Here is a 19549-nt window from a genome sequence, read left to right on the forward strand (position 1 = left end):
CCGGCTGCCCCTAGGCGCATCGCGCGCTATTCGATAACAGGCGCTGCAAAGCTCAAACCGAAGGAATTGACCCATGCGTGCCGAAGGGCAGGCCCATATCGACCGCATCAAGGCCGCGCTTGCGCTCGTGCGCCAGTCGCTTGACTGGGAGCAGGCGCTGCGCCGGCTCGACGAGCTTAACGCCCGCGTACAGGATCCGAACCTATGGAATGATCCCAAGGAAGCGCAGGCGATCAGCCGCGAGCAGAAATTGCTTGAGACCTCGATTAACACGGTCAATGAGATCAGCCAGGAAATGGCTGACGCCATCGAGTTCGTCGAACTGGGCGAGGCAGAGGGCGACGAAGAAGTCATTAGGGATGGGCTCGCCAGTCTCGAAAAACTCGCCGAGCGGGCTGATGCCGACAAGGTCCAGGCTCTGCTGTCGGGCGAGGCCGATGGCAACGACACCTTCATTGAAATCCATGCCGGGGCTGGCGGGACCGAGAGCCAGGACTGGGCCGAGATGCTGCTGCGCATGTATGCCCGCTGGGCAGAACGCCGCGGCTTCAAGGTCGAGACGGTCGAATACCAAGCCGGTGACCAGGCCGGGATCAAGTCAGCCACGCTGCTGGTGAAGGGCGAAAACGCCTATGGCTATGCCAAGACCGAAAGCGGCGTACACCGGCTGGTCCGTATCAGCCCCTATGACAGCTCGGCCCGGCGCCACACCAGCTTCAGCAGCGTCTGGGTCTATCCCGTGATTGACGATGATATCGATATCGAGATCGACCCGTCGGACCTCAAGATCGATACCTATCGTGCCAGCGGCGCGGGCGGCCAGCACGTCAACACCACCGATTCCGCCGTGCGGATCACTCACCAACCGACCGGTATCGTCGTCGCCAGTCAGAATGATCGCAGCCAGCACAAGAACCGCGCCACTGCCATGGGCATGTTGAAGGCGCGCCTGTTCGAGCGCGAGATGGCGGAGCGCGAAGCGGTGGCGAGCGGCGAATATGCCGAAAAGACCGACATCGGCTGGGGCCATCAGATCCGAAGCTACGTCCTGCAGCCCTACCAGATGGTCAAGGACCTGCGCACTGGCGTAACCTCCAGCGCTCCAGACGACGTGCTCGACGGCGCGCTCGACCCGTATATATCCGCCGCCCTTGCGCAGCGCGTGACAGGCGAGAAGGTCGATGTCGAGGATGTCGAATAACCCCAGCCTGCGTAGGCGGCGTGGTTCGCAAAATCGCATTTTGCCTAAGCCGATACTACAGGCTAGGGCGATGATGAAATGCAACGGGTAATCGCTTCTTCGCTGGCGCTATATCTAGCCACCGCGCTTGCTGGTTGCGAGCGTGTTACCGACAGCGACCCCGTGGACGAACGCCCGGCAACCGCACTCGAATTTCCGTCGCCAGACCGGCCAGTTTCCGACCTTGGTTCCAGCGAATTCAGCACCGAGACTGCACGCGACCGCGTGGGCGAGGCCCGCAAGGTGATGGACTTTGCCGAGATCGAGCCGGGTATGACCGTCGCCGACATCGGTGCGGGCGAGGGTTATTACACCGTTCGCCTGTCGGCGCGGGTGGGCAAGAGCGGGCGCGTGCTGGCGCAGGACATTGACCGCAGGGCCTTGTCGAGGCTCGGCTCGCGTGTCGAACGTGAACGGCTCGACAATGTCGCGATTAAACTTGGCGCGCCTGACGACCCACGACTTCCGTCAGACAGTTTCGATCGGGTGTTCCTGGTCCACATGTATCACGAGGTGAGCGAACCCTATGCCTTCCTGTGGCGGCTCTGGCCGGCGCTCAAGGAAGGTGGGCGCGCGATCGTGGTCGATGTCGAAAGGCCAACAGATCATCACGGTATTGATTCCTTCCTGCTCAGATGCGAATTTGAACAGGTCGGGTTCGAACTCGAAATGTTTCGTGATGCACCCGAGCTGGCCGGATACTATGCACAGTTCCGCAGAGCCGCTACGAGGCCGGAACCGCAGGAGATAACCCCTTGCAAGGGGCAACCACGCCCCGCCAAGAGCGATGGCGGAACGAAATAACAAAGAACTGGGAAAGCAATGACATTCAAGGGTTTGCAGCCGATTCAATATGGTGACCGCGAGGTCTGGCCGCTGATCGAAGGTGGTAAGGGCGTGTCAGCCACCAATCACGCCAGCTCTGGCGCATGGGCCGCCGCTGGCGGTATCGGTACCGTCAGCGCAGTCAATGCAGACAGCTATGATGAAGACGGCAATGTCGTGCCCCAGATATATCACGGGGCAACCCGCAAGGAACGGCATGAAGAACTGATCCGCTACGCCATCGACGGCGCCACCGAACAGGTCCGCCGCGCGCACGAGATTTCCGGTGGGCAGGGTGCGATCAACATCAATGTGCTCTGGGAAATGGGCGGCGCGCAGGAAGTGCTGGAAGGGGTGCTCGAAAACACCCCCGGCATGATCACCGGCGTCACTTGCGGGGCAGGGATGCCTTACAAGCTGGCTGAGATCGCGGCGAAGCATAAGGTGCACTATTTGCCCATCATAAGCTCGGCCCGTGCCTTCCGCGCCTTGTGGAAGCGCAGCTATTCCAAGGTACCCGAACTGATGGCGGCCGTGGTCTATGAAGACCCCTGGCTCGCTGGTGGCCATAACGGCCTGTCCAACGCCGAAGACCCGCGCAAGCCGGAAGATCCGCTCCCGCGCGTCAAGGCTTTGCGCGAGACCATGCGCAAGGAAGGTGTCAGCGAAGATACCGCCATCGTCATGGCCGGCGGCGTCTGGTTCCTGCGCGAGTGGGAGGAATGGATCGACAATCCCGAACTGGGCAAGATTGCATTCCAGTTCGGTACCCGTCCGCTATTGACGCAGGAAAGCCCGATTCCGCAGGTCTGGAAGGAAATGCTGCGCACCGTCGAGCCGGGTGACGTGCTGCTGCACAAGTTCAGTCCGACCGGCTTCTATTCCAGCGCGGTCAAGACGCCGTTTCTCTACGATCTCATCCACCGCTCCGAGCGACAGATTCCGATCTTCAAGCGCGACGAAGAAGAGGGCACCGTGCCGCTGGCCGATCACGGTAAGGCCAAGTATTTCTGGGTCCATCCCGGCGATCAGCGCAAGGCACTGGCATGGATGCACGAGGGCTTCAGCGAGGTCCTCAAGACGCCTGACAACACGGTGATCTTCGTGACTCCTGAAAGCCGCGATGTCATTCGCAAGGACCAGCAGGACTGCATGGGCTGTCTCAGCCACTGCCAGTTTTCCAGCTGGAAGGACCATGACGATTTTACCACCGGTCGCCTCGCCGATCCGCGCAGCTTCTGCATCCAGAAAACCCTGCAGGATATTGCCCATGGCGGTGACCCGGACGAGAACCTCGCCTTCGCCGGCCACTCGGCATACCGGTTCAAGCAGGACCCGTTCTACTCCAACAATTACACGCCGACAGTGAAAGAACTGGTCGACCGTATCCTGACCGGAGATTGATGGATCCGAGGGGGCGTTATGCCCCCTCGACCCTTAGTCCAGTTCCCAAGCGCGTTCGCCGTGGGAGGCGATGTCCAGTCCGTCGCGCTCGTCCTCATCGCTGACCCGCATCGGGAAGACGACGCTGACCATGAGGGCAAGGATCGCCGTCACGACGGCGCTATAGAGCACGACTGAGCCGACACCGACCAACTGTGCGACCAGCAACCCGCCCATGCCGCTGCCCTCGGCGTAACCGATGCCGCCCAGGCTTTCCGCCGCCAGCACCGCCAGCAGCAGCGACCCGATTATCCCGCCGACCCCGTGGACCGCAAAGACATCGAGGGAATCGTCGATCTTCAGCCGCAGCTTGACCACCACGATGGCGTAATAGCAGGCAACTGCCGAGATACTGCCGATGATGATCGCAGCTCCCGGGCCGACCGTCCCGGCGGCCGGAGTAATGGCCGCCAGCCCGGCGATTGCGCCGGTGGCCCAGCCCACCATAGTCGGTTTGCCGAGTGCGAACTTTTCGGTCAGCAGCCATGCCAGCGTGGCGCTGGCAGCAGCGATATGGGTGTTGAGAATGGCGGCCGACGCGTCGTCCGATGCGGTCAGCGCACTGCCGCCATTGAAGCCGAACCAGCCGACCCACAGCAGGGCCGCGCCGACCATGGTCAGACCCGGTGCATGGGGCAGCAGGACGGGGCCGGGAAAGCCGTGCCTGCGCCCCATCAGCAGTGCGACAACCAGCGCCGACACCCCGGCAGTGGTGTGGACCACAATACCGCCGGCAAAATCGACCACGCCTAATGCGGACAGCCAGCCACCGCCCCAAACCCAGTGGGCCACAGGAGCATAGACCGCGAGGCCCCACAGCGCGCAAAAGGCGATGACCCACGCAAACCGGGCGCGGTCGACCCAGGCGCCAACCATTAACGCAGGCGTGATGATGGCAAAGGTCATCTGGAACAGCACAAATGTGCTTTCAGGAATGGTAGTCGCTATGAGGCTGACTGTGTCGAGCTCAAGCAGCATCCAGGCTCGCCCGTTGCCGATGAGGCCGTTGGTCACGTCACCGAAAGCGAGCGTATACCCGACCACGATCCACAGCACCGACGCGACCGATGCGACCGCCCCGATTTGCAGCAGCACGGAGAGGAAATTTTTCGCTCGCACCAGTCCGCCATAAAACAGGGCCAGGCCCGGGATCGTCATCAGCAGGACCAGCGCCGAGGCAGTGAGAACCCATGCTGTGTCGCCGCTGTCGCTGACTGCTTCCACGGTAAAACCCTGCGCGGCGAGCGGGCCGGACAAGGCAAGAGGCAGGACAGTTGGTAGCAAACGAAACATCAAATTCCCCCTCGACGGTCCGCGCATTCATGTGTGCGCACCGGTTGCCATCTGGTTACGGCGAAGTTCCCATTTCAGACAAGCGCGTCGAGAACCTGGTCGGGCGGGCGGTGGCCGTCGGCCCAGAACCGGATATTGGCGATGACTTTCTCGCCCGATGCCTCGCGTCCTTCGACCGTGGCGCTGCCAATGTGTGGCAGGGTCATGACATTGGGATGGCGGATCAGCCGGGGATCGACATTGGGTTCGTCAGGATAGACATCGAGCCCGGCCCCGGCGAGATGGCCGCTTTCCAGCGCTGAGATCAGCGCCTCCTGGTCGACCAGTTCGCCGCGTGCGGTGTTGATCAGGCTCGCACCCGGTTTCATCATCCTTATCCGACGGTTATCGAGCATACCGATGGTGTCCTCGGTCGCCGGGCAATGCAGCGTCAGGATGTCGGCTTGTTCGATCAGCGAATCGAGGTTCTCGACAAAGCGTGCGCCGAGCATCCGTTCGATCGATTGCGGCAGGGGCTTGCGGTTGTGATAGGCGATGTCGAGGCCGAAAGCGCGAGCGCGATGGGCAACCGCCTGGCCGATCCGGCCCATTCCGACGATGCCTAGAGTTTTACCGCCCAGCCTGCGCCCGAGGAGACGGGACGGGGCCCAGCCGGTCCACTTGTTGCTGCGCACCAGTTCCACGCCTTCGCGAATACGGCGCGGCACGCCGATGATGCCAAGAATTGCGATGTCGGCGGTATCATCGGTGAAAACGCCGGGCGTATTGGTGACCATGATCCGGCGTTTCGCCGCGGCGGCTAAGTCGATATGGTCGGTCCCGGCACCGAAATTGGCGATCAGCTTGAGCCGCTCGCCGGCGTGGGCAATCAAATCACCGTCGATGCGGTCGGTGACGGTGGGAACCAGCACATCACAGCTTGCCATCGCTTCGGCCAATTGCTCGCGGGTCAACGGCACGTCATCGGTGTTAAGCGTGGCATCGAACAGCTCGCTCATCCGCGCCTCGATTGACGGCATCAGATGCCGGGTCACCACCACCTTGGGTGTGCCTTCGATACGGCGGGCAGGGCTGTTTGGCGTGTCGGTCATTGGCAAGGTGATTGGAGCCAGGTGCGATTGCGGTCAAGCCATCGGCGGCAATCTCTTGCAGGAAGGGGGTGGTTTCCCATAGACAGCGCAGTCGTGCACCGTCTGATCCTTTCCACCTTGTTCGTGTTCGTCTTGACCGCCTGCGGAGCAGGGGGGCCGAACGAGCGCCCGACGCCGTATTGGGCGAGTATCGATACAACCAGGCTCAATATGCGGGTCGGGCCGAGCACTGAATATCGAATCGAATGGACCTATACCCGCAAGGGTTTGCCGGTGAAGGTCCTGCGGCTGAAAGAAGGCTGGCGCTATATCGAGGACCCCGAAGGCGCACAGGGCTGGGTCGTCGCGCGAATGCTGAGTGCGGAAAGAAGCGCCCTCGTGACAAGTGAAAACCCAGCCCCGATGCGAGCCGCTCCAGCGGACAATTCGGCACTATTGTGGAAACTGGCACCAGGGGTCCTGGTCAATCTTGCCCAATGTGAAGCCGGGTGGTGCGAGGTGACCCTCGGTAAACGTCACGGATATGTTCCCGCAGGACACTTGTTTGGTGCTAGCGCGCCCTGAAAAGGTATTCCCAGAGCGCGCATCTTTCTAAGCCTTCACACCATCCGATGGCTACTCCTCAACGATTGGTGCGGTATCACTGCCGGCAATCGCATCGGGGACTGGGCGAACGTAAATCTTTCGCCCATCGTCACTAACGGCATTGAAGGAACCGTCTTCGCCGGGAGGGTCATCGGTATAGCAAACCGGCGGAGCATCGCTGGTCGGCTCGAAACAGGTCCTTTGCCCAACATTGCTCCAGTTGCCGCGGCCGACTTCGGTGCCGTCCAGGTCGTAGCTGCGATAGGCACCGCTCTCGTCGAGAACAGCGCGGATCGCCGAGCCATCAGTCTCGTACACGACGTCATAAATGCCCGGGGTTATGGCCTGCGCAGGTTCAGATGGTTCCGGCGCCGGTTCGGGCGATTGTGAACAAGAAGCCAGTAAGCCCGCGGCGGGTAGGATTAACCACTTCTTCATCGTTCCCTCTCCCTTTAAATAAGGAAGCGGCACGATAGCATCAATTCTGCGCGATAACGAATCCGATAACTTCTGTTGTCCGTTAGGTTAGTTCGAGGGCAATAGCCGTTGCCTCACCACCACCGATACAAAGGCTGGCCACGCCCTTGGTCTTGCCGCGCTCCTTGAGCGCATTGAGCAGCGTCACAATGATGCGCGCACCGCTGGCGCCGATGGGATGGCCGAGCGCGGTTCCGCCGCCATTGACGTTGATCCGGTCATGCGGGATGCCGATGTCGCGCATTGCGAACATCGCAACGCAGGCAAATGCCTCGTTGATTTCCCAGAGCTCCACATCCTCGGCCGACCAGCCGGCACGTTCGAGGACCTTTTCAATCGCCCCGATGGGGGCGGTGGTGAACTTGCTCGGCTCCTGCGCATGGGCAGCCATGGCGACGATTTTCGCCACCGGCGCCTGGCCGTTTTCCTTCGCCACGCTCTCGCGGGTTAGCACCAGCGCGGCCGCGCCGTCGGAAATCGAGCTGGAAGTTGCTGCCGTGATCGTGCCGTCCTTGGCAAATGCCGGGCGCAACGTGGGGATCTTGTCGGGCATTCCGCGACCAGGCTGCTCGTCCTGCTCGACCGTGTGTTCGCCCTTGCGGGTCTGCACGGTAACCGGGACGACCTCGCCGTCGAACGCACCGCTCTCGATGGCGGCGTTGGCGCGGCGCAGGCTCTCGATGGAATATGCGTCCATCTCTTCGCGCGTCATCTGGTATTCGTTGGCGGTTTCCTGCGCGAAAGTGCCCATGGCGCGACCTTCCTCGTAGGCATCTTCCAGCCCGTCGAGGAACATGTGGTCGTAGGTAGTGTCATGGCCCAGCCGCGCGCCCGAACGGTGCTTTTTCAGCAGGTAAGGCGCGTTGGTCATGCTCTCCATGCCGCCAGCGACGACATAATCGATGGTTCCGCTGGCCAGCGCTTCGGCGCCCATGATGACGGTCTGCATGCCGCTGCCGCACACCTTGTTGACGGTGGTCGCCTGGACCGATTTCGGCAGCCCGGCCTTGACCATTGCCTGCCGTGCCGGAGCCTGGCCGAGCCCTGCCGGCAGCACGCAGCCCATATAGGCGCGGTCGAACTTCTCGCCTGCAACGCCGGACCGTTCCACTGCTGCCTTGACTGCGGTAGCTCCCAATTCCGTTGCGGAAACGTCGGCTAGCGCGCCCTGCATTCCGCCCATTGGGGTGCGTGCATAAGACAGGATGACAACGGGATCGGCGGCGGAGAACTGGGCCATTGGGAGGACCTTTCTGATTGCAACATGGGATTGGATTTCGCCTCGTCACCTAATGCTGCAATGCGGCAAAGGCAAACAGGATACTATTGCTAGATGCAAAGCAGGTTTGCGCGGGCGGACAAGGTGCGCGCTTGTCATTCACGATCCGATGGTGGAGAACGGTGGCAAAGAAAAACCCTTGGGGAGAGAACAGATGGCCGACGACAAAAAAGCCGAAATGGAAGCGATCCTGCGGCGCCAGCGCGAGGCGTTCACCGCGGCCCGCCCTGAATCGATGAGCGCCCGACGCGACCGGATCAAGCGCGCCATCGCGCTGCTGGTCGATCACGGTGACGAGCTGGCACGCGCGATGAGCGCCGATTTCGGCAATCGCAGCCACGAAGCCACAATGCTGACTGACATCACCAGCACGATCGGTTTCGGCAAGTATTGTCTCAAGCACATGGACAAGTGGGCCAAGCCGGAGAAACGCAGCACCCGTTTCCCGCTCGGTCTGTTCGGCGCCAAGGCGGAATTGCGGTATGAGCCCAAGGGCGTGGTGGGTATCCTCAGCCCCTGGAACTTCCCCGTAAATCTGTCGCTTGGACCGCTTATGCAGATACTGGCGGCCGGTAACCGGGCGATGATCAAGCCAAGCGAGTTTACCGAAAAGACCAGCGAACTGACGGCCGAACTGGTGGCAAGGTATTTCGCCGAGGAAGAAGTCGCAGTTATCACCGGAAGCCCGGAAGTCGCTGCCGCATTTTCGTCGCTGCAATTCGACCACTTGCTGTTCACTGGCTCTACAGCGACGGGTCGCAAGGTAATGGAGGCAGCGGGGCGCAACCTGGTTCCCGTCACCCTGGAACTGGGTGGAAAGTCGCCGGTATTCCTCGGCCGCAGCGCCAATTTCGAACAGGCGGGTGAGCGCATTGCCATGGGCAAGATGCTCAATGCCGGGCAGATCTGCCTCGCGCCCGACTATATGTATGTGCCCGAGGACAAGGAGCAGGCTGCGGTCGATTCGGTCCGCCAGGCGGCGCACAACATGTATCCCACGCTGCTCGACAATGATGATTACACCTCCGTCGTCACCGATCGCCATTTCGACCGGCTGCAAACCATGGTCGCCGATGCGCGCGACAAGGGTGCCGAGGTGATCGAGGTCAATCCCGCCAACGAGGATTTTTCCTCCACCAATGCCCGCAAGATGCCGCTGACCATCCTGCGTAACGTGAATGACGACATGATGGCGATGCAGGAGGAAATCTTCGGTCCGGTCCTGCCGGTCAAGACCTACAAGAATGTCGACGAAGCAATCGCCTATGTGAACCAGAACGATCGTCCGCTCGGCCTCTATTATTTCGGTACCGATGCCGGAGAGCGCGAGCACGTCCTCCAGCGCACGATCTCGGGCGGGGTCACGGTCAACGATGTAATCATGCACATATCGATGGATGATCTGCCCTTCGGTGGTGTCGGCCCTAGCGGGATCGGTTCCTACCACGGTCCTGAAGGGTTCAAGGAGTTCAGCCACGCCCGTAGCGTCTATACCCAGCCGAAGATGGACATTGCCAAGCTGGCCGGTCTCAAGCCACCCTTCGGCGACACCACCCGCAAGAACATCGCGCGCGAGCTGAAGAAGGCATGACCTGAGGCGCGCCAGTTGCCCGGCGCTGGCGCACGGTTGCAAAAATTGCATTGAGAAATGCGCAGGGACGGGGGCATTTGGGCCCTGCGCCCCCTTGCGCCTCGCATGTCGCACGACTAGGGCGCAACCAACCGAAATCCAGCCCAGCGAGTCAGTCATTTGGTCGACCTTTCGCAATATCTCCCGATCCTGATCTTCCTGTTCATCGCAGCAGGGCTTTCGGCATTGTTCGTATTTTTGCCGATGGGCGTTTCGCGGCTGACAGGCACGCACAACCCCAACGCGGAGAAACTGAGCGAGTACGAGTGCGGCTTTCCCGCCTTCGAAGATGCGCGCAGCCGCTTCGACGTGCGGTTCTATCTCGTCGCCATCCTGTTCATCATCTTCGACCTCGAGGTCGCCTTCCTGTTTCCGTGGGCAGTTAGCCTCGATCACACGCAGTGGGCCGGATGGATCGGCATGATGATCTTCTTGGCTATCCTCACCGTGGGCTTCGCCTACGAGTGGAAGAAGGGCGCGCTGGAGTGGGAATGACATGAGCACGCAAAACACCACACTCGCTGGCCTCGAGCCTGGCAAGATCGGCCAGATGCCGACCGCGCGCGGCGGCGAAGTGCGCCAGCCGGATGCCGATTACTTCCACGCCATGCAGACCGAGGTGAACGACAAGGGCTTCCTGGTCACCAGCACCGAGGACCTGTTCCAGTGGGCGCGGACCGGTTCGCTGTGGTGGATGACTTTCGGCCTTGCTTGTTGCGCGGTCGAGATGATCCACGTCAACATGCCGCGGTACGACATGGAGCGGTTCGGCGTCGCCCCGCGCGCCTCGCCGCGCCAGAGCGACGTGATGATCGTGGCCGGCACGCTGTGCAACAAGATGGCTCCGGCGCTGCGCAAGGTCTACGACCAGATGTCGGACCCCAAATACGTCATTTCGATGGGCAGCTGCGCCAATGGCGGGGGCTATTACCACTATAGCTATTCGGTCGTGCGCGGCTGTGACCGGATCGTGCCGGTCGACATCTACGTGCCGGGTTGTCCGCCAACGGCTGAGGCGCTGCTTTACGGCGTGATGCAGTTGCAGCGGAAGATCCGCAGGGTGGGGACGATCGAGCGATGAGCGAGGTGCATTCCGCCCCCAAGTTCGCCTCCAACGAAGGCGTGCGTGACACGCTCGTCGGCGCGCTGGGTGACATGGTCATCGGCGCCAGCGAGCAATATGGCGAAATCGTCATCTCGGTCGTGCGCGACCGGATCGAAGATGTGCTGCGGACGCTGCGCGACGATCACGAATATCAGCAGATGATGGAAATGGCCGGGGTCGACTATCCCGACCGGGCCGAGCGGTTCGAAGTCGTCTACATGCTGCTCAGCCTTACCAGGAACCACCGCGTCATGGTCAAGGTTAGCACCGACGAGAAAACGCCGGTGCCGACGATTACAACGCTTTGGCCCAATGCCGGCTGGCTCGAACGCGAAGTGTTCGACATGTATGGCGTGCTGTTCGACGGCAATCCGGACCTGCGCCGCATTCTCACCGATTACGGTTTCGAGGGTCATCCTTTCCGCAAGGACTTCCCGCTCACCGGATATACCGAGCTGCGCTATTCCGAGGACGAGAAGCGCGTTGTTTACGAGCCGGTCGAGCTCGCACAGGATTTGCGGCAGTTCGATTTCCTCTCGCCGTGGGAAGGAGCTGATTACCAGCTTCCCGGCGACGAAAAGGCAGACATGCCGCCTGTCGACGAACCCAAGGTGACCGAGGACGAGGACGATACCGGCGCAGGAGAGGCGACCGATGACAAGGCCGCCGAAAAGGTCAGCGCGGGCTCACCTGCCGAGGAACCGACTGACGATGACCGGACTGATGCCCCCGAGCCGACCGAGGATCGCGAGGACCGGGTAGAGCGCGAAGGCAAGACCCGCGACACCAAGGCCTCGACCGAGCCGGACGAGGAAGGGGACAAGGCGTGACGGTTTCCGCTCGTATCATCTTGATTGCGACCAGCGCGATTCTTCTGGCGGGCTGCTCAGAGCCTGCCGCGCGGGAGACCGCGGATGATTTCGCCAATCGTATCGGCGCGAATGGCACCGCCGCTGCGGCGGTGCAGGGCGATGCTTCGGTGCCGGGTGCAGCAGGGGCGCAGGTGCCGCAAGGCACTGACGCGACGCAGTTGCAGCTGGTCGGAAACATTGACGGCGTCGATCTCGGCACACGGACGGGTGGTTGCACCTTCCAGGAAGTCGGGCGCGAAGTCCTCGTGACGGCGGGCAATGCGCAAAGCGGCAAGGGCGCGATCCGCGTTGGCGGCGCTCTGGTGACGCTCGACGCGGCAGGCGGTATCGGCGCGATCCGTTCGGGCACAACATTTTCGGCTCCGGGGGTCAGCATCAGCGTGGCCCCGACCGCTGGCAACCAGGCGAAGCGGGAGGCCAATATGGTCGTCACCGATGCCGCCGGCGTCACCCAGAGCTACAGCGGCGATTGGATTTGCGGATGAGCGTGCAACTCGAACAGAGCCCCACCACCGACGGGGACGTGATCAGCAATTACACGATCAATTTCGGCCCTCAGCATCCGGCTGCGCACGGTGTGCTGCGGATGGTGATGGAGCTGGATGGCGAGATCATCGAACGGATCGATCCGCATGTCGGCTTGCTGCACCGTGGCACAGAGAAGCTGATCGAGCACAAGACCTACCTCCAGGCGCTGCCCTATTTTGACCGGCTCGATTACTGTTCGCCGCTGTGCCAGGAACACAGCTACGTTCTTGCCATCGAGAAGCTGCTCAATGTCGAGGTGCCGATCCGGGCCCAGTACCTGCGCGTGCTGTTTGCCGAATTGACCCGCATTTCCAACCATATGCTCAACATCGGTGCGCATGTGATGGATGTCGGCGCGATGACGCCGAACCTGTGGGTGTTCGAGCTGCGCGAAGACTGCATGAACTTCTTCGAACGCGCCAGCGGTGCGCGCATGCACAGCGCCTGGTTCCGCCCCGGCGGCGTCCATCAGGACGTACCGGAAAAGCTGCTGGTCGATATCGGCGAATGGGTCGATGGGCGCCTGCCCGAATTGTTCGGCGACGCCATGAGCCTCGTGATTGACAACCGCATCTTCAAACAGCGCAATGTCGATATCGCCGTGGTGAGCAAGGACGACGCGGTGGCCTGGGGCTTCTCCGGCCCGATGATCCGTGCTGCCGGCGTGCCGTGGGACCTGCGCAAATCGCAGCCATACGACGTTTACGACAGGATGGAGTTCGACATTCCCGTCGGCACCAATTCGGACTGCTATGACCGCTTCATGGTGCGCGTGAAGGAAGTCTACGAAAGCGCCAAGATCATCAAGCAGTGCCTGGCGCAGATGCCGCAAGGCCCGATCGCCAGCGCCGACGGCAAGGTTTCACCGCCCTCGCGCGGGAAGATGAAGCAGTCGATGGAAGCGCTGATCCACCACTTCAAGCTCTATACTGAGGGCTTCCACGTCCCCGCTGGCGAAGTCTATGTCGCCACCGAAAGCCCCAAGGGCGAATTCGGGGTTTACCTGGTCAGCGACGGCACCAACAAGCCATACCGCTGCAAGATCCGCCCGACCGCCTTCAGTCACCTCCAGGCAATGGACTTCATGTCCAAGGGCCACATGCTGCCCGACGCAACCGCCATCCTCGGCGCGATCGACGTGGTGTTCGGGGAGTGTGATCGCTAGTGCTTCGCGAACTCTTCATCTTCATCGCGGCGTTTGCGGCTTTCGCTTCGGCGATTGCGGCCTATCTGGCCGTGTTTCACGGGGCCTCCAGCCTCAAGGAAATCCTTTCGACGGCGGGTGCCGCTGTCATCGGCCTGTATGTTGGCCGCTATCTGCAACACAGGTTGAACCATGGCTGATCGTCATCTCGCCCCCGATACGCCCGAACTGCGCGAGCGGTGGGGCAATTTCGCCTTCACGCCCGAGTACAAGGCCAAGGCGGACAAGCACATCGCCAAATATCCCGAAGGGCGCCAGCGCAGCGCGGTGATGCCGCTGCTCGATCTGGCCCAGCGGCAGGTTGGCGAGGAAACGAATACGCAGGGCTGGCTGCCGCTGCCAGTGATGGAATATGTTGCACAGTATCTCGACATGCCGGTCATCCGCGTGGTCGAGGTGGCGACCTTCTATTTCATGTACAACCTTGTTCCGGTTGGTAAATATCACGTCCAGGTCTGCGGCACGACGCCCTGCATGCTGCGTGGATCGGACGCCTTGTTCGAAACCTGCGCCAAGCGCGGCATGGCCAAGGGCACAGTCTCCGAAGACGGCTTGTGGACGCTGACCGAAGTCGAATGCATGGGCAATTGCGCCACCGCGCCAATGGTCCAGATCAATGACAGCAACTACGAAGATTTGACGCCCGAGCGGCTCGACGCCGTGCTCGACGCGCTGGCTGCTGGCGAGCAGCCCAAGGAAGGCACGCAGGAGCCCGGGCGGCACACGTCGGAGCCTTCGGGCGGGCCGACCACGCTCAAGGAAATGGTCGACGCGAACCACGATTACAGGGGCGAATGGTAATGGATATCGTCACCATCATCGTCGCACTAGTGCTCATCTTCATCGCCTGGAAGGTGCTGATGGGGCTGATCAAGTTCGGCGCTATCGCGCTGATCGTCGTGGCGGCGATTGTCTTCCTTTCGCAGGGAGGCGGGGCATGAATGTAGGCACCATCACCCTCGCAGTGGCAGGCCTGTTCTGCTTCCTCGCCGGCGTCTATCTGGCCGCCGAGGGCAACCGCACGACCGGCATCGCTCTGATGAGCGTGGGGCTGATCTTCCAGGTCGTCTGCCTGGTCCAGCTCAAGGCTGCCAAGAAGAAGGGGCATACCGATGCTGGCTGACAAGGACCGCATCTTCACCAATGTCTATGGCTTCCAGGACTGGGGGCTGAAGGCGGCGCAGCAGCGCGGCGACTGGGATGATACCAAGTCGCTGATCGCGCGCGGCCAGGATTCGATCATTCAGGAAATCAAGGATTCCGGCCTGCGCGGGCGGGGCGGGGCAGGCTTCCCCACCGGCCTCAAGTGGTCCTTCATGCCCAAGGAATCGAAAGACGGTCGTCCCAGCTTCCTCGTCATCAATGCCGACGAATCCGAACCCGGTTCTTGCAAGGACCGCGAGATTATCCGCCACGATCCGCACAAGTTGATCGAAGGCGCGCTGGTGGCCGGTTTCGCCATGCGCGCGCGGGCCGCCTATATCTACATTCGTGGCGAGTATATCCGCGAGGCCGAAACGCTGCAGGCCGCCATCGACGAAGCCTATGACGCCGGGCTGATCGGCAAGAATGCCAGCGGTTCGGGCTATGATTTCGATGTCTTCATGCATCGCGGTGCGGGCGCTTATATCTGCGGCGAAGAAACCGCGATGATCGAAAGTCTGGAAGGCAAGAAGGGCCAGCCGCGCTTGAAGCCGCCGTTCCCGGCGGGCGCGGGCCTCTATGGCTGCCCGACCACGGTCAACAATGTCGAAAGCATCGCGGTTGTGCCCACGATCCTGCGGCGCGGCGGGAGTTGGTTCGCCGGCTTCGGGCGCGAGGGCAATGCCGGCACCAAGCTGTTCCAGATCAGCGGCCATGTCGAACGTCCCTGCGTCGTCGAAGAGGAAATGAGCATCCCCTTCGAAGAACTGATCGAAAAACATTGCGGCGGCATCACCGGCGGGTGGGACAATCTGCTGGCGGTGATCCCTGGCGGTTCCTCCGTTCCGCTCGTCCCGGCCGACCAGATCCGCCATGCGCCTATGGATTTCGACGGACTGAAGGAAGTCGGCTCGGGCCTCGGCACGGCGGCGGTGATCGTGATGGACAAGTCGACCGACATAGTCCGCGCGATTTCCCGCATCAGCTACTTCTACAAGCATGAATCCTGCGGCCAGTGCACGCCGTGCCGCGAAGGCACCGGCTGGATGTGGCGCATGATGGAACGCCTGCGCACCGGCGATGCAGCAATCGAGGAAATCGACATGCTGCAGCAGGTTACCAAGCAGGTCGAAGGCCATACCATCTGCGCGCTGGGCGATGCCGCTGCCTGGCCGATCCAGGGCTTGATCCGCCACTTCCGCCCCGAGCTGGAACGCCGGATCGAAGAGCACAACGCCAAATTCGCGGAGGCCGCCGAGTAATGCCTAAAGTCACCGTAGACGGCACCGAAATCGACGTTCCCGACGGCGCGACCGTGCTGCAGGCGTGCGAGCTGGCGGGGAAGGAAATCCCGCGCTTCTGCTATCACGAGCGGCTGAGCATTGCCGGCAATTGCCGCATGTGCCTGGTCGAAGTGAAACCCGGGCCGCCCAAGCCGCAGGCGTCCTGCGCGCTGCCCGCCACCGACGGTCAGGAAATCCGCACCGACAGCGAGATGGTCAAGACCGCGCGCGAAGGCGTGATGGAATTCCTGCTCATCAACCACCCGCTCGATTGCCCGATCTGCGACCAGGGCGGCGAATGCGACCTGCAGGACCAGGCTGTCGCCTATGGCCGTGGCGGTAGCCGCTACGACATGAACAAGCGGGCGGTGACCGAGAAATACATGGGGCCGCTGATCAAGACGATCATGACCCGCTGCATCCACTGCACTCGCTGCGTGCGCTTTTCCGAGGAAATCGCCGGCGTGGACGAAATCGGCGCGATCTATCGCGGCGAGGACATGCAGATCACTACCTATCTTGAGCAAGCTGCCGAGCACGAGCTGAGCGCCAACGTCATCGACCTGTGCCCGGTCGGTGCGCTTACCAGCCGCCCCTATGCTTTCGAGGCGCGTCCGTGGGAACTCAAGAAGACGCTAAGCATCGATGTCTCGGACGCTATCGGCGCAAACATCCGCCTCGACAGCCGCGGCCGCGAAGTCATGCGCGCGCTGCCGCGCATCAATGACGAGGTCAACGAAGAGTGGCTGAGCGACAAGGGCCGCTATCAGGTCGACGGGCTTACCAGGCGCCGGCTCGACAAGGTGTTCATGCGCAAGCGTGGCAAACTCCAGCCTGCCAGCTGGGACGAAGCATTCAAGGCGATTGCCAAGCAACTGAAGGCTGACAAATCCTCTATCGCTGCTGTTGCTGGCGACATGGTCGATTGCGAAACGATGTTCGCAGCCAAGGCGCTGCTCAAGGCCTGCGGTTCGAACCTGCTCGAAGGTCGCCAGACCGGCATGGACTACGACGTGTCGAACCTCGCCGCAGTCAACTTCAACTCGACGCTGGCCGGGATCGAGACCGCCGACGCGATCCTGATCGTCGGCAGCCACATCCGCTGGGAAGCGCCGCTGGTCAATGTCCGCCTGCGCAAGGCGGCCAAGCGCGGGGCCAAGGTCTATGTCGTCGGGCCGGAATGGGAAACGACCTTCCCGGCAACCTTCCTCGGCAGCGATCTTTCGGTCCTGTCGAACCTGCCGGACGAACTGGCCGATACCTTCAAGAATGCCGAGCGGCCCGCCATCATCATGGGCGGCGCGGCGCTGGCCAAGGGCGCGCTGAGCGCGGGCCTGGCCGCTGCCAGCACGCTGGGCGTGGTCAAGGATGGCTGGAACGGGTTCAACGTGCTGCACTTCTCCGCTGCGCGCATGGGCGGGCTGATGCTCGGCTATGCGCAGAAGGGCGGGATGAAGGATATTGCCAAGGCTGCGCCCAAGGTGCTGCTGGCGCTGGGCGCGGACGAGATGGATTTCGAACCCTACGCCGACTGCCTCAAGGTCTATATTGGCCACCACGGCGACAAGGGCGCGCACAGCGCCGACATCATTCTGCCGGGAGCTAGCTTCGCCGAGAAGGATGGCACCTATGTCAACACGGAGGGCCGGGTGCAGTTCGCCGAGAAAGCCGTCTTCGCGCCGGGTGACGCGCGCGAGGACTGGACCATCCTGCGCGCGCTGGCCGATGCCATCGGCGTGAATGTCGGTTTCGACAGCTTTGCCGCATTGCAGAGCGCGATGATCGCCGATGTTCCCGCGCTGGGTGAAGAAGGTCTGGCCGACTTGGGCGTGCTGCCAAAGGCCGATGTCTCGACCAAGGCAAGCGGAACGATCGAGGCCTATCCGATCCAGGATTTCTACCTCACCAACCCCATCGCCCGCGCCAGCGCGGTGATGCAGCAATGTTCGGCCGAACTGCTGCACGGGGATGAGATCGCGGAGGCGGCCGAATGACCGAATTCTTCCAATCGCTCGGCATGAATCACGAGTGGGCGTGGGGTGTCGCGACAATCTCGGGCATCTTGCTGATCGCGCTGCCGCTGATGCTCGCCGTCGCCATGATCATCTATGTCGACCGCAAGGTCTGGGCGGCGATCAACCTGCGGCGCGGGCCCAATGTGGTCGGTCCGTTCGGCCTGCTGCAAAGCTTTGCCGACGGACTCAAGGTGTTCCTGCAGGAAACCATCATTCCCAGCGCGGCCAACAAGGGCATCTTCCTGCTCGCGCCGATCATCACGTTCACCGTGGCGCTGCTGGCTTGGGCGGTGATCCCGTTCGATGCTGGCGTGGTGCTGGCCGATATCAATGTCGGCCTGCTCTATGTCCTCGCGATCAGCAGTCTGGGCGTTTACGGCGTGGTCATGAGCGGGTGGGCGTCAAACTCCAAGTACCCGTTCTTCTCGGCCATGCGCGCCGCCGCGCAGATGATCTCATACGAGGTCTCGATCGGCTTCATTCTGGTCTGCGTTGTGCTCTATGCTGGCACCTTCAACCTGACCGGCATCGTCAACGCGCAGCTTGGCCACGGCTTCGGCATCGTCAACGCTTATGCCTTCAACCTGTTGCTGTTTCCGATGTGGGTGATGTTCTTCATCTCTGCCTTGGCCGAAACACAGCGTGTGCCGTTCGACCTGACCGAGGCGGAAAGCGAACTCGTCGCCGGTTATCAGACCGAATATTCCTCGATGAGCTTCGCGCTGTTCTGGCTTGGCGAGTATGCCAACATCCTTTTGATGTGCAGCCTCAACACGCTGCTGTTCTTCGGTGGCTGGCTGCCGCCGCTGAACATCGACCTGATCCCGTGGTTCGATATCCCGGGCATCGTCTGGTTCCTGCTCAAGACGTTCTTCTTCTTCTTCATGTTCAGCTGGGTGATGGCGACGGTACCGCGCTATCGCTACGACCAGCTGATGCGGCTCGGCTGGAAGGTCTTCCTCCCGCTCAGCCTGTTCTTCGTTTTTCTCGTTAGCGGCTGGCTGATGGCCACAGGACATTACGGATGACCATCGCACACCTCATCAAGTCGTTCACCCTGTGGGAAATCGTGAAGGCGCACGCGCTCACGCTGAAGTATTTCTTCAAGCCCAAGGTGACGATCAACTACCCGTTCGAGAAGAACCCGCTGTCTCCGCGTTTCCGCGGCGAGCATGCGCTGCGCCGCTATCCCAATGGCGAGGAGCGCTGCATCGCGTGCAAGCTGTGCGAGGCGATCTGTCCGGCACAGGCGATTACGATCGAGAGCGAGCCGCGCGAGGACGGCAGCCGCCGCACCACCCGCTACGACATCGACATGACCAAGTGCATCTATTGCGGCTTCTGCCAGGAAGCCTGCCCGGTGGATGCGGTGGTCGAGGGACCGAACTTCGAATATTCGACCGAAACCCGCGAGGAGCTGCTTTACGATAAGGCCAAGCTGCTCGCCAATGGTGACAAGTGGGAGCGGGCAATTGCCGCAAACCTTGAAGCCGACGCGCCGTATCGCTAACCGCGCGCCAGACCGAACCGGGGCAC

At 61.8% G+C, this 19549-nt stretch carries 22 protein-coding genes; 18 read left to right on the forward strand and 4 right to left on the reverse strand.

The annotated features are described in order from the left end of the window. Positions 1-73 precede the first annotated feature (73 nt). The 3 genes from prfB (at position 74) to ACXYL9_RS07125 (ending at position 3469) form a co-directional block, all read left to right on the forward strand. A complete protein-coding gene (prfB, locus tag ACXYL9_RS07115) occupies positions 74-1201 on the forward strand; it encodes a peptide chain release factor 2 (protein WP_459038886.1) in 1128 nt (375 codons plus the stop codon). Positions 1202-1279: 78 nt separating this feature from the next. After that, entirely contained in the window at positions 1280-2044 is a 765-nt protein-coding gene (locus tag ACXYL9_RS07120; protein WP_459038887.1) for a class I SAM-dependent methyltransferase, read from the forward strand. Between the two features lie 18 nt (positions 2045-2062). Beyond that, positions 2063-3469 carry an NAD(P)H-dependent flavin oxidoreductase gene (locus ACXYL9_RS07125; RefSeq protein WP_459038888.1) on the forward strand — a complete coding sequence of 469 codons (1407 nt, stop codon included), beginning with the start codon at positions 2063-2065 and terminating at the stop codon, positions 3467-3469. Between the two features lie 33 nt (positions 3470-3502). On the opposite strand, the gene ACXYL9_RS07130 is transcribed toward ACXYL9_RS07125, so the two are convergent. Further along, entirely contained in the window at positions 3503-4801 is a 1299-nt protein-coding gene (locus ACXYL9_RS07130; RefSeq protein WP_459038889.1) for an ammonium transporter, read from the reverse strand. Between the two features lie 74 nt (positions 4802-4875). Then, the gene (locus tag ACXYL9_RS07135; protein WP_459038890.1) at positions 4876-5892 is read right to left on the reverse strand and encodes a 2-hydroxyacid dehydrogenase; all 1017 of its coding nucleotides are present in this window, start codon (positions 5890-5892) and stop codon (positions 4876-4878) included. A 93-nt stretch (positions 5893-5985) separates the two neighbouring features. Here ACXYL9_RS07135 and ACXYL9_RS07140 point away from each other — a divergent pair, with 93 nt between their 5' ends. Then, complete coding sequence (locus ACXYL9_RS07140; protein WP_459038891.1) at positions 5986-6456, forward strand: SH3 domain-containing protein; 471 nt, start codon at positions 5986-5988, stop codon at positions 6454-6456. A gap of 51 nt (positions 6457-6507) precedes the next feature. Here ACXYL9_RS07140 and ACXYL9_RS07145 read toward each other — a convergent pair whose 3' ends face one another. Continuing rightward, positions 6508-6915, reverse strand: a complete 408-nt coding sequence (locus ACXYL9_RS07145; RefSeq protein WP_459038892.1) for a hypothetical protein — start codon at positions 6913-6915, stop codon at positions 6508-6510. Between the two features lie 82 nt (positions 6916-6997). After that, positions 6998-8194, reverse strand: a complete 1197-nt coding sequence (locus ACXYL9_RS07150; protein WP_459038893.1) for a thiolase family protein — start codon at positions 8192-8194, stop codon at positions 6998-7000. A gap of 193 nt (positions 8195-8387) precedes the next feature. On the opposite strand from ACXYL9_RS07150, the gene ACXYL9_RS07155 reads away from it, so the two are divergent. The 14 genes from ACXYL9_RS07155 (at position 8388) to nuoI (ending at position 19523) form a co-directional block, all read left to right on the forward strand. Further along, entirely contained in the window at positions 8388-9824 is a 1437-nt protein-coding gene (locus ACXYL9_RS07155) for a coniferyl aldehyde dehydrogenase (protein ID WP_459038894.1), read from the forward strand. Between the two features lie 159 nt (positions 9825-9983). Next, on the forward strand, positions 9984-10358 hold the full coding sequence (locus ACXYL9_RS07160) for an NADH-quinone oxidoreductase subunit A (protein ID WP_459038895.1): 375 nt from the start codon (positions 9984-9986) through the stop codon (positions 10356-10358). A 55-nt stretch (positions 10359-10413) separates the two neighbouring features. Next, positions 10414-10944, forward strand: coding sequence for a NuoB/complex I 20 kDa subunit family protein (locus ACXYL9_RS07165; RefSeq protein WP_459039873.1), 531 nt, complete (start codon positions 10414-10416; stop codon positions 10942-10944). Further along, positions 10941-11798 carry an NADH-quinone oxidoreductase subunit C gene (locus ACXYL9_RS07170; protein WP_459038896.1) on the forward strand — a complete coding sequence of 286 codons (858 nt, stop codon included), beginning with the start codon at positions 10941-10943 and terminating at the stop codon, positions 11796-11798. The genes ACXYL9_RS07165 and ACXYL9_RS07170 overlap by 4 nt, the downstream gene beginning before the upstream one ends. Further along, entirely contained in the window at positions 11795-12325 is a 531-nt protein-coding gene (locus ACXYL9_RS07175; protein ID WP_459038897.1) for a hypothetical protein, read from the forward strand. The genes ACXYL9_RS07170 and ACXYL9_RS07175 overlap by 4 nt, the downstream gene beginning before the upstream one ends. Further along, positions 12322-13533 carry an NADH-quinone oxidoreductase subunit D gene (locus ACXYL9_RS07180; RefSeq protein ID WP_459038898.1) on the forward strand — a complete coding sequence of 404 codons (1212 nt, stop codon included), beginning with the start codon at positions 12322-12324 and terminating at the stop codon, positions 13531-13533. Before ACXYL9_RS07175 ends, ACXYL9_RS07180 begins: the two co-directional genes overlap by 4 nt. Beyond that, positions 13533-13712, forward strand: a complete 180-nt coding sequence (locus tag ACXYL9_RS07185; protein WP_459038899.1) for a hypothetical protein — start codon at positions 13533-13535, stop codon at positions 13710-13712. The genes ACXYL9_RS07180 and ACXYL9_RS07185 overlap by 1 nt, the downstream gene beginning before the upstream one ends. Further along, positions 13705-14373 (forward strand): NADH-quinone oxidoreductase subunit NuoE, encoded by a 669-nt coding sequence (nuoE, locus tag ACXYL9_RS07190; protein ID WP_459038900.1) that lies wholly within the window; start codon positions 13705-13707, stop codon positions 14371-14373. Before ACXYL9_RS07185 ends, nuoE begins: the two co-directional genes overlap by 8 nt. Beyond that, the gene (locus ACXYL9_RS07195; protein WP_459038901.1) at positions 14373-14513 is read left to right on the forward strand and encodes a hypothetical protein; all 141 of its coding nucleotides are present in this window, start codon (positions 14373-14375) and stop codon (positions 14511-14513) included. Before nuoE ends, ACXYL9_RS07195 begins: the two co-directional genes overlap by 1 nt. Then, on the forward strand, positions 14510-14695 hold the full coding sequence (locus tag ACXYL9_RS07200) for a hypothetical protein (RefSeq protein WP_459038902.1): 186 nt from the start codon (positions 14510-14512) through the stop codon (positions 14693-14695). The genes ACXYL9_RS07195 and ACXYL9_RS07200 overlap by 4 nt, the downstream gene beginning before the upstream one ends. Then, the gene (nuoF, locus tag ACXYL9_RS07205) at positions 14685-15977 is read left to right on the forward strand and encodes an NADH-quinone oxidoreductase subunit NuoF (RefSeq protein WP_459038903.1); all 1293 of its coding nucleotides are present in this window, start codon (positions 14685-14687) and stop codon (positions 15975-15977) included. The genes ACXYL9_RS07200 and nuoF overlap by 11 nt, the downstream gene beginning before the upstream one ends. Continuing rightward, entirely contained in the window at positions 15977-17992 is a 2016-nt protein-coding gene (nuoG, locus tag ACXYL9_RS07210; protein WP_459038904.1) for an NADH-quinone oxidoreductase subunit NuoG, read from the forward strand. Before nuoF ends, nuoG begins: the two co-directional genes overlap by 1 nt. Then, complete coding sequence (gene nuoH / locus ACXYL9_RS07215; protein ID WP_459038905.1) at positions 17989-19041, forward strand: NADH-quinone oxidoreductase subunit NuoH; 1053 nt, start codon at positions 17989-17991, stop codon at positions 19039-19041. Before nuoG ends, nuoH begins: the two co-directional genes overlap by 4 nt. Continuing rightward, a complete protein-coding gene (nuoI, locus tag ACXYL9_RS07220; RefSeq protein ID WP_459038906.1) occupies positions 19038-19523 on the forward strand; it encodes an NADH-quinone oxidoreductase subunit NuoI in 486 nt (161 codons plus the stop codon). The genes nuoH and nuoI overlap by 4 nt, the downstream gene beginning before the upstream one ends. Positions 19524-19549 lie beyond the last annotated feature (26 nt).

Source organism: Qipengyuania sp. CAU 1752 (genome assembly GCF_054482615.1).

What these genes read in the sequence shown, in the direction of transcription:
- ACXYL9_RS07180 (WP_459038898.1), top strand. Translation starts at nt 12,322, where the DNA reads ATGAGCGTGCAACTCGAACAGAGCCCCACCACCGACGGGGACGTGATC.
- ACXYL9_RS07135 (WP_459038890.1), bottom strand. Translation starts at nt 5,892, where the DNA reads ATGACCGACACGCCAAACAGCCCTGCCCGCCGTATCGAAGGCACACCC.
- nuoE (WP_459038900.1), top strand. Translation starts at nt 13,705, where the DNA reads ATGGCTGATCGTCATCTCGCCCCCGATACGCCCGAACTGCGCGAGCGG.
- ACXYL9_RS07165 (WP_459039873.1), top strand. Translation starts at nt 10,414, where the DNA reads ATGCCGACCGCGCGCGGCGGCGAAGTGCGCCAGCCGGATGCCGATTAC.
- ACXYL9_RS07155 (WP_459038894.1), top strand. Translation starts at nt 8,388, where the DNA reads ATGGCCGACGACAAAAAAGCCGAAATGGAAGCGATCCTGCGGCGCCAG.
- nuoG (WP_459038904.1), top strand. Translation starts at nt 15,977, where the DNA reads ATGCCTAAAGTCACCGTAGACGGCACCGAAATCGACGTTCCCGACGGC.
- ACXYL9_RS07195 (WP_459038901.1), top strand. Translation starts at nt 14,373, where the DNA reads ATGGATATCGTCACCATCATCGTCGCACTAGTGCTCATCTTCATCGCC.
- ACXYL9_RS07120 (WP_459038887.1), top strand. Translation starts at nt 1,280, where the DNA reads ATGCAACGGGTAATCGCTTCTTCGCTGGCGCTATATCTAGCCACCGCG.
- ACXYL9_RS07200 (WP_459038902.1), top strand. Translation starts at nt 14,510, where the DNA reads ATGAATGTAGGCACCATCACCCTCGCAGTGGCAGGCCTGTTCTGCTTC.
- nuoH (WP_459038905.1), top strand. Translation starts at nt 17,989, where the DNA reads ATGACCGAATTCTTCCAATCGCTCGGCATGAATCACGAGTGGGCGTGG.
- ACXYL9_RS07150 (WP_459038893.1), bottom strand. Translation starts at nt 8,194, where the DNA reads ATGGCCCAGTTCTCCGCCGCCGATCCCGTTGTCATCCTGTCTTATGCA.
- ACXYL9_RS07125 (WP_459038888.1), top strand. Translation starts at nt 2,063, where the DNA reads ATGACATTCAAGGGTTTGCAGCCGATTCAATATGGTGACCGCGAGGTC.
- ACXYL9_RS07170 (WP_459038896.1), top strand. Translation starts at nt 10,941, where the DNA reads ATGAGCGAGGTGCATTCCGCCCCCAAGTTCGCCTCCAACGAAGGCGTG.
- ACXYL9_RS07130 (WP_459038889.1), bottom strand. Translation starts at nt 4,801, where the DNA reads ATGTTTCGTTTGCTACCAACTGTCCTGCCTCTTGCCTTGTCCGGCCCG.
- prfB (WP_459038886.1), top strand. Translation starts at nt 74, where the DNA reads ATGCGTGCCGAAGGGCAGGCCCATATCGACCGCATCAAGGCCGCGCTT.
- nuoF (WP_459038903.1), top strand. Translation starts at nt 14,685, where the DNA reads ATGCTGGCTGACAAGGACCGCATCTTCACCAATGTCTATGGCTTCCAG.
- nuoI (WP_459038906.1), top strand. Translation starts at nt 19,038, where the DNA reads ATGACCATCGCACACCTCATCAAGTCGTTCACCCTGTGGGAAATCGTG.
- ACXYL9_RS07145 (WP_459038892.1), bottom strand. Translation starts at nt 6,915, where the DNA reads ATGAAGAAGTGGTTAATCCTACCCGCCGCGGGCTTACTGGCTTCTTGT.